This is a genomic window from Streptomyces sp. NPDC059247 (assembly GCF_042754005.1).
Taxonomy (GTDB): domain Bacteria; phylum Actinomycetota; class Actinomycetes; order Streptomycetales; family Streptomycetaceae; genus Streptomyces.
Genome location: NZ_JBHYZW010000018.1, coordinates 108,647 through 121,345 on the forward strand (window position 1 = coordinate 108,647; position 12,699 = coordinate 121,345).

The 12,699-nt window shown below is 72.6% G+C and carries 9 protein-coding genes; 7 read left to right on the forward strand and 2 right to left on the reverse strand.

The genetic code is table 11. The features are described 5' to 3' along the window. Positions 1-2 precede the first annotated feature (2 nt). Positions 3-1,202, reverse strand: a complete 1,200-nt coding sequence (gene mqnC, locus ACFXGN_RS26450; protein ID WP_384863881.1) for a cyclic dehypoxanthinyl futalosine synthase — start codon at positions 1,200-1,202, stop codon at positions 3-5. A 314-nt stretch (positions 1,203-1,516) separates the two neighbouring features. Between mqnC and ACFXGN_RS26455 the strand changes: the two genes are divergently transcribed. Then, on the forward strand, positions 1,517-2,569 hold the full coding sequence (locus tag ACFXGN_RS26455; RefSeq protein ID WP_384863884.1) for an alpha/beta hydrolase: 1,053 nt from the start codon (positions 1,517-1,519) through the stop codon (positions 2,567-2,569). Positions 2,570-2,764: 195 nt separating this feature from the next. Here the strand turns inward: ACFXGN_RS26455 and ACFXGN_RS26460 are convergent, their stop codons facing one another. After that, positions 2,765-3,640, reverse strand: a complete 876-nt coding sequence (locus ACFXGN_RS26460) for a menaquinone biosynthetic enzyme MqnA/MqnD family protein (protein WP_384863887.1) — start codon at positions 3,638-3,640, stop codon at positions 2,765-2,767. Between the two features lie 259 nt (positions 3,641-3,899). Here ACFXGN_RS26460 and ACFXGN_RS26465 point away from each other — a divergent pair, with 259 nt between their 5' ends. From ACFXGN_RS26465 to ACFXGN_RS26490, 6 genes are all read left to right on the forward strand, one after another. Further along, positions 3,900-4,103: a cold-shock protein gene (locus ACFXGN_RS26465; RefSeq protein ID WP_351781037.1), complete on the forward strand. Its 204-nt coding sequence runs from the start codon at positions 3,900-3,902 to the stop codon at positions 4,101-4,103. 128 nt (positions 4,104-4,231) lie between these two features. Beyond that, a complete protein-coding gene (locus tag ACFXGN_RS26470) occupies positions 4,232-4,630 on the forward strand; it encodes a DUF1992 domain-containing protein (protein WP_384863890.1) in 399 nt (132 codons plus the stop codon). 59 nt (positions 4,631-4,689) lie between these two features. After that, positions 4,690-5,205 (forward strand): DUF664 domain-containing protein, encoded by a 516-nt coding sequence (locus ACFXGN_RS26475; RefSeq protein ID WP_384863893.1) that lies wholly within the window; start codon positions 4,690-4,692, stop codon positions 5,203-5,205. A 333-nt stretch (positions 5,206-5,538) separates the two neighbouring features. Beyond that, positions 5,539-7,791, forward strand: coding sequence for an FG-GAP repeat domain-containing protein (locus tag ACFXGN_RS26480; protein ID WP_384863896.1), 2,253 nt, complete (start codon positions 5,539-5,541; stop codon positions 7,789-7,791). A 184-nt stretch (positions 7,792-7,975) separates the two neighbouring features. After that, the gene (locus ACFXGN_RS26485; protein WP_384863899.1) at positions 7,976-10,228 is read left to right on the forward strand and encodes an FG-GAP repeat domain-containing protein; all 2,253 of its coding nucleotides are present in this window, start codon (positions 7,976-7,978) and stop codon (positions 10,226-10,228) included. Positions 10,229-10,332: 104 nt separating this feature from the next. Further along, positions 10,333-12,570, forward strand: coding sequence for an FG-GAP-like repeat-containing protein (locus tag ACFXGN_RS26490; protein WP_384863902.1), 2,238 nt, complete (start codon positions 10,333-10,335; stop codon positions 12,568-12,570). Positions 12,571-12,699 lie beyond the last annotated feature (129 nt).

The following is a 12,699-nucleotide window of genomic DNA, read 5'->3' on the forward strand; positions in this document are numbered from 1 at the left end:
TGTCAGCGGGCGTCGAGGAGCTTCAGTTCGGGGTGGGCGGTGCCGCCCTCGATGGCCACGGACGAGATGTGCGAGGCGACGCGCTCGTCGACCGGGTCGTCCGCCGGGTCGTCGTGGACGACGAGGTGCTCGTACGTGGTGGCGCGCTGGGCCGGGACGCGGCCCGCCTTGCGGATCAGGTCGATGATCTCCAGGCGGTTGGAGCGGTGCCGGGCACCGGCGGAGGAGACGACGTTCTCCTCCAGCATGATCGAGCCGAGGTCGTCGGCGCCGTAGTGCAGGGAGAGCTGGCCGACCTCCTTGCCGGTGGTCAGCCAGGAGCCCTGGATGTGGGCGATGTTGTCGAAGAACAGCCGGGCGATGGCGATCATGCGCAGGTACTCGAAGAGGGTGGCCTGCGTACGGCCCTTGAGGTGGTTGTTCTCGGGCTGGTACGTGTACGGGATGAAGGCGCGGAAGCCGCCCGTCCGGTCCTGGACGTCACGGATCATGCGCAGGTGCTCGATCCGCTCGGCGTTGGTCTCGCCGGTGCCCATGAGCATGGTGGAGGTGGACTCGACGCCGAGACCGTGGGCGATCTCCATGATCTCCAGCCAGCGCTCGCCGCTCTCCTTGAGGGGGGCGATGGCCTTGCGGGGCCGCTCGGGCAGCAGCTCGGCGCCCGCGCCCGCGAAGGAGTCGAGGCCGGCCGCGTGGATGCGGGTGATCGCCTCCTCGACGGAGACGCCGCTGATCCGGGCCATGTGGTCGACCTCGGACGCGCCGAGGGAGTGGATGACCAGCTGCGGGAAGTCCTTCTTGATGGCGGCGAAGTGGTGCTCGTAGTACTCGACGCCGTAGTCCGGGTGGTGGCCGCCCTGGAACATGATCTGGGTGCCGCCCAGCTCGACGGTCTCCGCGCAGCGGCGCAGGATGTCGTCGAGGTCGCGGGTCCAGCCCTTCTTCGTGTCCTTGGGGGCGGCGTAGAAGGCGCAGAACTTGCACGCCGTCACGCAGACGTTCGTGTAGTTGATGTTCCGCTCGATGATGTACGTCGCGATGTGCTCGGTCCCCGCGTACCGGCGGCGGCGCACGGCGTCGGCGGCGGCGCCGAGGGCGTGCAGCGGCGCGGAGCGGTAGAGGTCGAGCGCCTCCTCGGGGGTGATCCGGCCACCGGCGGCGGCGCGGTCGAGAACGGACTGCAGTTCGGCCTTCTCGGTCACCGGGTGCGTCCCTTTCGGAGGGGTTCTGGACGGACCGAACCAGCGTACGCCAGCGCCCCGCGCGGGCTCCGGCGGGCTCCGCCGCGCGCGTCCGGGGTCCGGGGGCGCGGGCATCGCCGTACGGGGCCGGGGGCCGGAGCGCGGGCATCGCCGTACGGACCCCGGGGCCGGGGCGCGCGTCCCGTCGTACGGGGCCGGGGGCCGGGCTGGGCCCGTCGTGCGAGTCCGGACGGAACGGGGCAACCTCCGCGCCCCGGATGCCCTCTCCTCCTTCGGAATCGTCCGATCTGCCCCGAAGGAAACGGAGTCGCGCGATGACACGTACGTCGGCACACCCGCCCCTGAGGTCCCGTCCGTCCGCCGCCGTCCGCTCCCTGCTCGCGGTGCTGGCGCTGGCCCTCCCGCTGTCCCTGCTCGGCGGCTGCGACGACGGCCGTCCCGAGCCGCTGGTCTTCGACTCCGCGTCCTCGGGACCCCGGGCGGCTCCCGGGGATCCGGTGACGGTGTACCCGAAGGGGCCGCGCGCCCGGTTCACGTCGACCGGGGAGATCGGCGACGGCACGAGCGTGGGGGTGGCGACGGTCACCGGCCGGAAGTCGGGGTTCACCGGCCAGGTGTGGGTGTGGGCGCCGCCGCAGTACGACGACCCCCGGTACGCGCACAGCGGCTTTCCGGTCCTGATGGCGCTGCCGGGCGGCCACGGGTATCCGGTGAATTACTGGATGGGGACGGATCTCGGACTCCAGTCCGACATCTCGCGGTGGTCCCGGGAGGGGAAGAGCCTGCCGTTCATCGTGGTGATGCCGGTCCTCAATCCGGACGCCCGGCAGTACTACGACGGCAGCGACATCCCGGGGCAGCCGAAAATGGGCAGCTGGATCGCGGAGGACGTACCGGATTTCGTCCGGGCCAATTTCCGGACGTTCGCCTCGCGGGACGGCTGGGCCGTCATGGGGTCGTCGTCGGGGGGGTTCGTGGGGCTGAAGACGGTGCTCCAGCATCCGGACCGGTTCAAGGCGGTGATCGCGTCGGGGCCCGACCTGGTGCCGGACTCGCCGCTGTGGCGGGGGCACGAGGCGGAGCGGCTCGCGAACGACCCCGGGCGGCTCGCGGACGCCTTGGCGCGGCGGCCCGACGTGCCGGGGAACGAGCTGTACCTGGCGTTCCAGCTGGGCTCGCGGGAGACCGGGATCGGGCCGGGGGTGCGGCGGTTCGTCCGGACGCACATGAAGGGGCCGCTGAAGAGCAGGCTGCTCGTCGTCCAGGACGGCGGGCACGACGCCCACAGCTATCTGCGGGGCCTTGAGGACAGCAGCATCGAGTGGATCAGCGAGCAGCTCCAGCCCCCGGTGCCGGACCGGGCGTGAGCCCGACCGGGCGTGAGCCGGGGCGGGTCGGGGCGGGAGCGGAGGGGCGAGGGTCGCCCCACGACGGACCTGCGACCGGCACATGACCGGTCGTGGCCGGTCGTGGCCGTTCGTCGCGGCCACGCCAGCGGCCCGGTCGCGGGCCCGGTCGCGGGCCCGGTCGCGGGCCCGGTCGTCGTCCCTCGTCGTGGGCGGTCAGTGCCGCTCGGGCGGCGGCAGGAGTGCGACGGCGACGTCCGCCGGGAAGCCGGTGGTGGGGCCGGTCCTGCGGGCGAACTCGCGGACCCCGGCGAGCTGCTCGGGGCCGAAGCGGAAGTCGAGGGTGCGGAAGTACCGCTCCAGGAGCTCCGCGTCGAAGGACTCCCAGCGGGCGGCCTGTTCGGCGACCTTGGCGACCTCTTCGAGGGAGAGGTCGCGCGAGGCCAGGAAGGCCCGGTGCACCTCGTGGACGGTCTCCGGCTCGCGGGCCAGGTAGTCCTCGCGGGCCGCCCAGACGGCGAAGACGAACGGCAGACCCGTCCAGTCCTTCCACATCTGCCCCAGGTCGTGGACCTGGAGGCCGAGCCGGGGGGCGTCGTGCAGGGAGGCGCGGAGCGCGGCGTCACCGATGAGGACGGCGGCCTCCGCCTCCTGCATCATCAGGCCGAGGTCCGGCGGGCAGCTGAAGTAGCGGGGCGCCACGCCGAACCGCTCGGCGAGCAGGAGCTGCGCGAGGCGTACGGACGTGCGGGAGGTGGAGCCGAGCGCCACGCGCGCCCCGTCCAGCTCCTCCAGGGGCCGCTGGGAGACGATCACGCAGGACATGACGGGTCCGTCGCAGCCGACGGCGATGTCGGGGAGGGCGACGAGCCGGTCCGCGTTGCGGAGGTACTCGACGAGGGTGATGGGCCCGATGTCCAGGTCGCCGCGGACGAGCCGCTCGCTGAGCTTCTCCGGGGTGTCCTTGGTGAGCTCCAGATCCAGGAGGGTTCCGGTTCTGGCCAGACCCCAGTAGAGGGGGAGACAGTTCAGGAACTGGATGTGCCCGACGCGGGGCCGGCTGCGCTGCTGCTCGTCGGTTGCGTTGTCCACATCGTGAGGCTAGACCCGTCTCGTCCCGTGGGCATCGCCGGGGCACGCGCGTCAGCACACGGAGCGAGATCAAACATGCGAGTGACGTGATCTTCCCCTCTATGCCCTCAAGGACCCTGCGTGCTAGGCTCGACGCAAGTTGCAGTTTGGTTTCCCTTGCAGTACAGAGCCTGCGGAGCATGTGACCCGCAGGCTTTTGTAGTTTTCAGACTTGTTTCAGGTTCTGGAGCAGGGCAACCCTTTGGCCCAAGGAGGGCTTATGGCTACCGGAACCGTCAAGTGGTTCAACGCTGAAAAGGGCTTCGGCTTCATCGCCCAGGACGGCGGCGGCCCGGATGTCTTCGTCCACTACTCCGCGATCAACGCGAACGGTTTCCGTTCGCTCGAGGAGAACCAGCCCGTGACGTTCGACGTCACGCAGGGCCCCAAGGGCCCGCAGGCGGAGAACGTCTCCCCGGCCTAGTTGCCCGGGTCGGCGAACCGCACGACTAGAGCAGTACCCAAGGAGCCCCGCTCCGTGTCCGCAAGGGCACGAGCGGGGCTCCTGCCCTTTTCCGGGCGCGCGGGAGGGTGCCTCCGTAGTCTGGAGGCATGACCGATCGCAAACCGCCCGGTGTCAGCTTCGAGTCGTTCGTGGACAAGCAGATCCGCGAGGCCGCGGAGCGCGGTGAGTTCCGGGCGCTGCCCGGTTTCGGGAAGCCCCTTCCCGCCGACTCGGCGCCGTACGACGAGCTGTGGTGGATCAAGGGCAAGATGCACCGGGAGGGTGCGGCCGTGCTGCCGCCCGCCCTGGCCCTGCGCAAGGCCGCCGAGGACGCGCGGGCGGAGGTGGCCTCGGCCGTCTCGGAGAGCCAGGTGCGCCGGATCCTCGGGAAGATCAACATCCGGATCGAGGAGGCCCTGCGACGGCCTCCGGCCGGTCCCCCGCTGAACCTGAAGCCGTTCGACGTCGAGGCGGAGATCCGGCGGTGGCGGGCGGGGCGGTCCTGAGCCCCCGTACGCGCCCCGCCGGGCCGTCGAGCGTTCCCTCCGATCCCCAGGGAGTCCCCATGAACAGCGCCGGTCTGCTGGTCGATGCGTTCGGGCGGGTGCGGGAGGCCGTCCACGAGGCCGTGGAGGGCCTCGGTGAGGACGTGCTCGCCGCGCGGACCGATCCGGACGCCAACTCGATCGCCTGGCTCGTCTGGCACCTCACCCGGGTGCAGGACGATCATCTGGCGGGGGCGTTCGGCACGGAGCAGTCGTGGGTGCAGGACGGCTGGCGGCAGCGGTTCGGGCTGCCGTTCCCCGCGGGGGCGACCGGCTACGGGCAGACGAGCGCCCAGGTGGGGTCGGTGCGGGTGCCGGGCGAGCTGCTGCTCGGCTACCAGGACGCGGTGCACGCGCGGACGGCGGAGCTGGTGGGCACGGTGACGAACGCGGATCTGGGACGGGTCGTGGACACGGCCTGGAACCCGCCGGTGACCCTCGGGGTACGGCTGGTGTCGGTGCTCGCGGACACCCTCCAGCACGCGGGTCAGGCGGGATACGTCCGGGGCGTCCTGGAACGCCGGGGCGACGCCTGACCGCACGGGACCTGCCGGGGGCGGCGCCCGATCGCGCGGGACCCTCCGAGGGTCGCGCCTGACGGGGACGGGACCCGCCGGGCTCGGCGTCCGACGCGGATGGCTGGGACTGTTCCATACGGCTCCGGCCCGCGCGGAGGCGTCACGGCTGTGACCTGCGTGTTCGCCGCTGGGGGGCGTGCGGATGGGTCAACTCCGGTTGCTCGTGGGGCTCGTGGGGCGATTTCTGTGATCTTTTCGGCCAGTCGCCTACAACCACCGGACCGGTTCGGATGTCTCACCGAGTGGCGCACGCATGTTCGCGACGCCGTTGGGATCTCGTGGGGGAAGACCTTGTCCGCAGCACGCACCGCCCGACGCCGTCTCGGCGTCTCCGTCACCGCCGTCCTCGCCGTCACCCTCGGCGCGGGCCTCCTGGCCCCGCCCGCCGGTGCGGCGCCGGTCACCGCCCCCGTCGGCGCGCCGCAGGCCCCTTCCGCCGGCATCACCGTCCCGGACGACGTCCATCTCGTCAGCGCGGGCACGACGGGCTTCCTGGGCTACCGGACCGTCGGTGACGTGCCGGAGTACCGGTGGACGAGCTATCTGGACGGGACCTCCCGGGTCCTGGGTCCCGGGGCCGTGTTCTCCGGCGGGCGGTCCGACACCGTCGTCGAGCGCGAGGAGACCCGGAGCGGTTTCACCCTCCACGACATGTCCGTCCCGGGCTCCGCCCCGGTGAGCCTGAACTACGGCGACAGCCGGTACGGCCTCGCGGGGGTCGCCGGGAAGACGCTGGTCATGTCGTACCGCGACCACAACGGCGTCCTGGACGTGCTCCTGATGAGCGCTCCTTCCGGCTGGAGCACCTCGCCCACCACCCGTGACGTGGCCCTGCCCGTCGACGCGCGGATCCAGCGGGTCGCGGCGACCACCGAGGACACGGCGCTCCTCCAGTACGCGCGGGGCACCGGCTCCGAGACCACCCACCACCTCGCGGTCGTGGACCTGGCGACGGGCCGGGTCGTCGAGACCGTGTCCACCGGCACCACCCAGCCCAGGACCGGGGTGTTCCTCTCGGACACCCTGATCTCCTGGATCGCCAACCCGGCCGGGACCTCGCCGCAGCTCGTCACGGTCCCGCGCGGCGGCGGCGGGCCGTCCTCGGTGCCGCTCGGGGCCTCGCCCGCGGGGACCCAGCTCGATCTGGCGCTGATGGGCGACTGGGCCGCGTACGCGCTGAAGGGCGGCGGCGGCTCCGACCGTCCGTCCGTGTTCCACCCGCTGACCGCCCGCTCCCTCACCGGCGGCGGCACGCTCAGGCTCCTCGACCACGTCGACTCGACCGCCCCGGCTCCCGACGGCTCGCTGCTCGTGCGCGGCGGCTCGCTCGCGCGGGGCGAGGGCGTCTTCCGGGTCGCTCCGGGCGCCGACGGCAGGCCGGTCGCCACGCTCGTCGCCGGTACGGGCACGCCGACCCGGCTCGACCTGCTCTCCGCCGGGGTCCCGGCCGTGGCCGACCTCGACGCGAACGGCGGCCGGGCCGTCCTCACCTGGGACCTGTCCCGGTCCAACGCCTCCGGCACGGTGACCCTGCGCCACACGGCCACCGGCCGGAAGGCGGAGCGGTCCTTCTCGTACCAGCAGCTCGGCGCGGCGAGCAGGCTCACCTTCGCCTGGGACGGCCTGGTCAGCGCGAACCCCGGTGACCTGGGCGGCTTCGCGCCCGCCGGTGACTACACCTGGGAGCTGAAGGCCGTACCGCTCAACGGCATCGGGCCGCAGCTCACGCGGACCGGCACCTTCAAGGTCGCCCGGAAGACCGGCGCGCACGACTACACCGGCAACGGCAGCCCGGACCTGCTGGCGCGCGACGCCTCGGGGCAGCTCGTCCGCGACGACACGGTGAAGGTGGCCGGTTCGCACGAGGTGTACTCCACCGGGCGGGTGCGGATCGGCGTCGGCTGGGGGATCTACGACCGGCTGGAGGCCGTCGGCGACGTCGCGGGCGGTACGGCGCCGGACCTCGTCGCCCGGGACTCCGCCGGGGTGCTCTGGAGCCATCTCGGCAAGGGCGACGGCACCTTCGCCGCCCGGACGAGGGTCGGCGCGGGCTGGAAGGCGTACGACAAGATCACCGGCGGCAGCGACCTCGACGGGGACGGCCGGTCCGACCTCCTCGCCACCGACACCTCCGGTGTCCTCTGGTACTACCGTGCCACCGGCGACTGGCGGGCCCCGTTCGCGGGCCGGGTCCGGGTCGGCGCCGGGTGGGGCGGGTACAACCAGATCACCGCGCTCGGTGACGTCGCCGGTACGTCCCGGGGCGATCTGGTGGCCCGGGACACCGCCGGGGTGCTCTGGCTGTTCCAGGGTTCCGGCACCGGGCAGTTCGCCGCCCGGGTGCGGATCGGCGCCGGGTGGGGGGCCTTCACCCATCTCGTGGGGGTCGGCGACGCCGACCGGGACGGACGCAACGACCTGTACGCCGTCGGGCCCTCCGGCTCGCGCCTCTACGCGGGCACCGGAAACGCCGCCGCTCCGTTCCAGCCGCCCGTCTACTCCTCGGTGAACTCCGACGCGGCCCGGTTCGACACCGTCTTCTGAGCCGCCTCCCGAACCGCCTCCCGAACCGTCTTCCGAACCGCCTCCTGGACCGCCTCCTGAACCGCCTCCTGGACCGTCTTCCGACGCACGAGGCACCGCGCGTCCCGTACCTCCGTACGGGACGCGCGTCCCGTGGACCCCGCACAGCACCCTCCTTCGCCGCCCCGCCTTCAGGAAGAGACCTGTGAACCGCACACCCGCGCCCGCCCGCACCCGCGCCTCCGGCCGGGGGCTCACCGCCGCCGTCCTCGCCCTCGGCACGGTCACGGCCGTCACGGCGACCCTCGTCACCGCTCCGGCGGCGACCGCCGCGCCCGTCGCGGTCCCGGCCGCCGCCCCCACCTCCGCCGCCGGGGTCGTGCTGCCCGACGACGCCCGGATCGTCAGTACCGGCAGCACGGGTTTCCTCACCTCGCGGCCGGACGGCGCGGGTTCGGCCACGCTCACCTGGACGAGGTTCGACGGGAGCGGCGGCGAGGCCGTGCCGGGCGTCCGGGGGTACGACACGGGTCTCGACGTCGTGGTGACGACCGACGGGCGGGGCCGGTACACCGTCCTCGACATGGTGTCCCGTCAGCAGTCGACGCTCGAACCCGTGCGGGAGCTGGGCTCCGGCGCCACGGTCGTCGGTGTCGCCGGTACGGCGCTGTACGTGTCGGTGCCGAGCTTCGGCTACCAGCAGCTGTACCGGCTCCAGCGGATCAACGGGGTGACCTCGAAGGCCAAGATCTCGTACGGCTACCGGGACACCTCCTTCAGGGTCTTCGGCGGCACCCGCTCGGCGATGGGCAACCCCTTCGTGCTGGGCACGCAGGACACCGACAGCGGCGGCGGTCCTTCCTCCTTCCGGACCGTCCACCTGGGCGGCGCGGTCTACGACTACATCCGGTCCGCCGGGCGCTGGGACGACACCTCCAGCGGCTTCCTGTCGGAGACGTACACGGCGTGGACCGAGCACACGGCCGACGGCACGTACACCCTGGGCGTCGACCGGATCGCGCCCGGCCCCGCCCCGGAACAGCGCTTCCCCCTGGGCCGGGGCGGGACGCCCCCGGTCATCGCCGGGATCATCGGTGACTGGGTGCTGTACGGGCGGCCCGGCGGCGCCGGGGCCGACGCCCCGGACCCGCTGCACGCGCTGACCGCCCGCAATGTGGTGACGGGCGCCACGACCACGCTCCTGGACCATCTGACGAGCGCGGCGACCGGTCCCGACGGGACGCTCCTGGTGCGGGGCGGGACCCTCGGCCAGGGCGAGGGGCTGTACCGGGTCTCCGCGTACGACGGCACGCTCAGGACCTCCCTGGAGGTGAGCACGGGCACGGGGACCTCGGTGGCGTTCACCGGGCACGACGTCCCGGCGCTCCTGTCCGGAGACCACCTCGACCGGACCCCGGTGCGCATGGCGTGGTCGGTGTCCCGGCCGAACGTGCGGCTGGACGTCGTCTTCCGGCACACCGCGAACGGGACCTCGTTCCGGCGGACGCTGACGACGGCCTCCACGTCGGCCGAGCTGACCTGGAACGGCGTCCTCGACAACGGCAGGCCCGCCGCGAACGGCGGCTACGTCTGGGAGGCCACCGCCACCCCGCTCAGCGGCATCGGGACCCCCGGGACCGCGTCGGGGACGACCCGGCTGGCCCGCACGGCGAACGCCCACGACCACACCGACAACGGCACGGCCGACCTGCTGGCCCGGGACGCGTCGGGGACGCTGTGGCGGGACGACACCCAGGACGGGTACACGGAGGGTGTGTTGCGGACGGCGGGCCGGACGAAGATCGGTACGGGCTTCCAGGCGTACGGCCTGATCGAGGCGGCCGGGAACCTGGCGGGCGGTCCGGCGGCGGACTTCGTCGCCCGGGACACCGCCGGGGTGCTGTGGAGCTTCCTCGGCAAGGGGGACGGCACCTTCGCGGCCCGCACCAAGGTCGGCGCGGGCTGGGGCGTCTACACGAAGGTCGCGGCGGGCTCGGACCTGACGGGTGACGGGCGGCCGGACCTGGTCGCGGTGGACACGGCGGGCGCGCTGTGGGCGTACCGGGCCACCGGCGACTGGAAGGCGCCCTTCGCGGGCCGGGTGAAGCTCGCGGCGAGCGGCTACAACGCGTACGACCAGATCGCGGCGGTCGGGAACGTGGCGGGAGGGGCGGCCGGGGACCTGGTCGCCCGGGACACGGCGGGCGTGCTGTGGCTGTTCCTCGGCAAGGGGGACGGCACGTTCGCGCCGCGCGTCCGGGTCGGCTCGGGCTGGGGCGCCTTCTCCCAGCTCGTCGGCATGGGCGACGCGGACGACGACGGACGGGCCGACCTGCTGGCGTACGGCTCCGGCGGTACGTACGTCTACCGGGGCACGGGCTCGGTGTCGGCGCCGTTCTCCCGGACGGCGACGACGCTGTACCAGGGCGAGGGGACCAAGTTCAACGCGGTGTCCTGACCCTTCGGGAGCGTTTCCCGCACAACCTTTTCCCGGGGTCGCCTGTCTGAACGAACGACTCGCGCAGGTGTGCGAGTCGTTCGACCCTTTCGGAGGAGAAGAACGTGACCTCTGGTACGGCCCGGCGGGCCCTCGCCGCCGCGATCACCACCGTCCTCGCCGCCACCGCGCTGGCGACCGCTCCCGCCGCTGTCGCGGAGCCACAGGCGAGAGCGGCCGGGGCGGCGGCGGCACCGGCCGCGAAGGCGCAGGCCGTGCCGAAGATCCCGGCCGGGACCCAGGTGACCGGCGCGGGCCCGAGCGGATTCCTGGGCAAGACCGAGCACTACAACTCGGAGGGCCAGTACGGCTACGAGTACCGCTGGTACCGGCCGGACGGCACCTCGACCCTGCTCTCCGAGGCGTACAGCAGCGGTCCCTCGGTGGGCAACGCGCTCGTCTCCGACATGGTGGCCGTGGCCGACTCCTACGACTACCGGGTCGTCCAGCTGCACGACATGTCCGCGCCCGCCGGTACGGCCCCGGTCCGCTTCGACCTGCGCGCCCTGGGGGGCTCCTACAAGATGGTGGGCCTGTACGGCTCCGCGCTCCTCGTCGAGGTGGGCTTCGGCGGGAACCCGAAGGAACTCCATCTGGTGACCAAGGCCGGGGACGTCCTCACCGACCGCAAGGTGACCGGCGTCCCCGGGGACATCCGTGGCGTGACCGAGGCGGACGGCCTTCCCGGCAGCGCGTTCCTCTCCTACGAGAAGACCGGCACCTGGGGCGACTACGCCACGGTGACGGTGGACCTGGCCTCGGCCACCGCGTCCGTCACCCATCCGTACGCGGGCCAGGACGGCACGGCCTTCTCCGCGACGAAGACCGTCCGGCGGGACGCGAGCGGTCTGGTCGTGACCGACCGGGCCTCCGGCGCCGACACCCGGATCGCCCTCACCGGACTCGACGGCCCCCTCGGGCTCCTCGGGGATTTCGTCGCGTACACCACCCGTGGCACGGCTCCCGCCTTCTCCGCGCGTTCGCTCACCGACGGCAGCACGGTCAAGCTGCTGGACAAGGCCACCAGTCTGGAGACCGGCCCCAACGGGACGCTGCTGGTCCGGGGCGGCACGGTCGAGCGGGGCGAGGGTGTCTACCGGATCGCGACCGGCGCGGACGGCGTTCCGGCCGCCACGCTGATCGCCTCCACCGGCGAGGACACCGCGCTGAAGCTGGTCGGGACGTCGATCGGCCCCGTCGTGGACCTCGACCCCATGAACGGCCGGGAGCGCCTGTCCTGGACCCTGTCCCACGACGGCTTCGACTACGCCGTGGAGATCACCCACAAGGCGACCGAGCGGAAGTTCACCTACCGGTTCGACAACCAGGGGTCGCGGTCCATCAGCCTCCTGTGGCGCGGGGACCTCGACCCGTTCCAGGGTCAGGTGGGCAGGCCCGCGCCCAACGGCGCGTACTCCTGGAAGCTGACCGCGAAGCCGCACGACCGCATCGGCCCGGACCTGGAGACCGGCGGCGACTTCACGCTCGTCCGCTCCCCCAAGGCCCACGACTTCAACGACAACGGGACCCCCGACCTGTTCGTCCGCGACACCAGCGGCAGCCTGATGAAGGTGGACACCACCTACGACGTCTGGCGGAGCAGGGTCGTCGAGGCGGAGGGCAGCAGGTACGTCGGCTACGGCTGGCAGGGCTACCGGCAGGTGGAGTCCGTCGGTGACGTCGCCGGGACGAAGGCGCCCGACGTCATCGGCATCGACAGTGCCGGTGTCCTGTGGTTCCACCCCGGCACCGGACTGGACGGCGAGTCGGCCCTCGCCCCGCGCGTGAAGATCGGCGGCGGCTGGGGGATCTACAACCAACTCGCCGGAGGCAGCGACCTGACCGGCGACGGACGCGCCGACCTCGTCGCCGTCGACAAAGCCGGAGACCTGTACTTCTACAAGGGCACCGGAAACCCCAACGCCCCCTTCGCACCCCGGAAGAAGACCGGCTTCGGCTGGAACATCTACAACAAGATCACCGCCGTCGGAAACCTCGCGGGCGGACCCGCCGGAGACCTCGTCGCCCGCGACAAGAACGGTGTCCTCTGGCTGTACCTCGGCAAGGGCGACGGCACCTTCGCCGCCCGCACCAAGGTCGGCGCGGGCTGGAACCAGTACACCCACATCGTCGGCATCGGCGACGCCACCATGGACGGCCGCCCGGACGTGTACGCCTACGGGCCGGACAACACGTTCTACGTCCACCCGGGCAGCGGCGACTGGCGGGCCCCGTTCCAGGTGAGGAAGCCCTCCGACGTGCTGTCCGGCATGAACGGAACCTTCGTCGACAAGGTGTTCTAACAGGCCGTCGGTGACGGACCGGTGGTGACGAACCGGTGGTGACGAACCGGTGGTGGGGGGGGGGGGGGGGGGGCGCGGGGCCCCCCCCCCCCCCCCCCCAACCCACCCCCCCCAAAAAGTGTTGTAAAA

What these genes read in the sequence shown, in the direction of transcription:
- ACFXGN_RS26455 (WP_384863884.1), top strand. Translation starts at nt 1,517, where the DNA reads ATGACACGTACGTCGGCACACCCGCCCCTGAGGTCCCGTCCGTCCGCC.
- ACFXGN_RS26475 (WP_384863893.1), top strand. Translation starts at nt 4,690, where the DNA reads ATGAACAGCGCCGGTCTGCTGGTCGATGCGTTCGGGCGGGTGCGGGAG.
- ACFXGN_RS26465 (WP_351781037.1), top strand. Translation starts at nt 3,900, where the DNA reads ATGGCTACCGGAACCGTCAAGTGGTTCAACGCTGAAAAGGGCTTCGGC.
- ACFXGN_RS26470 (WP_384863890.1), top strand. Translation starts at nt 4,232, where the DNA reads ATGACCGATCGCAAACCGCCCGGTGTCAGCTTCGAGTCGTTCGTGGAC.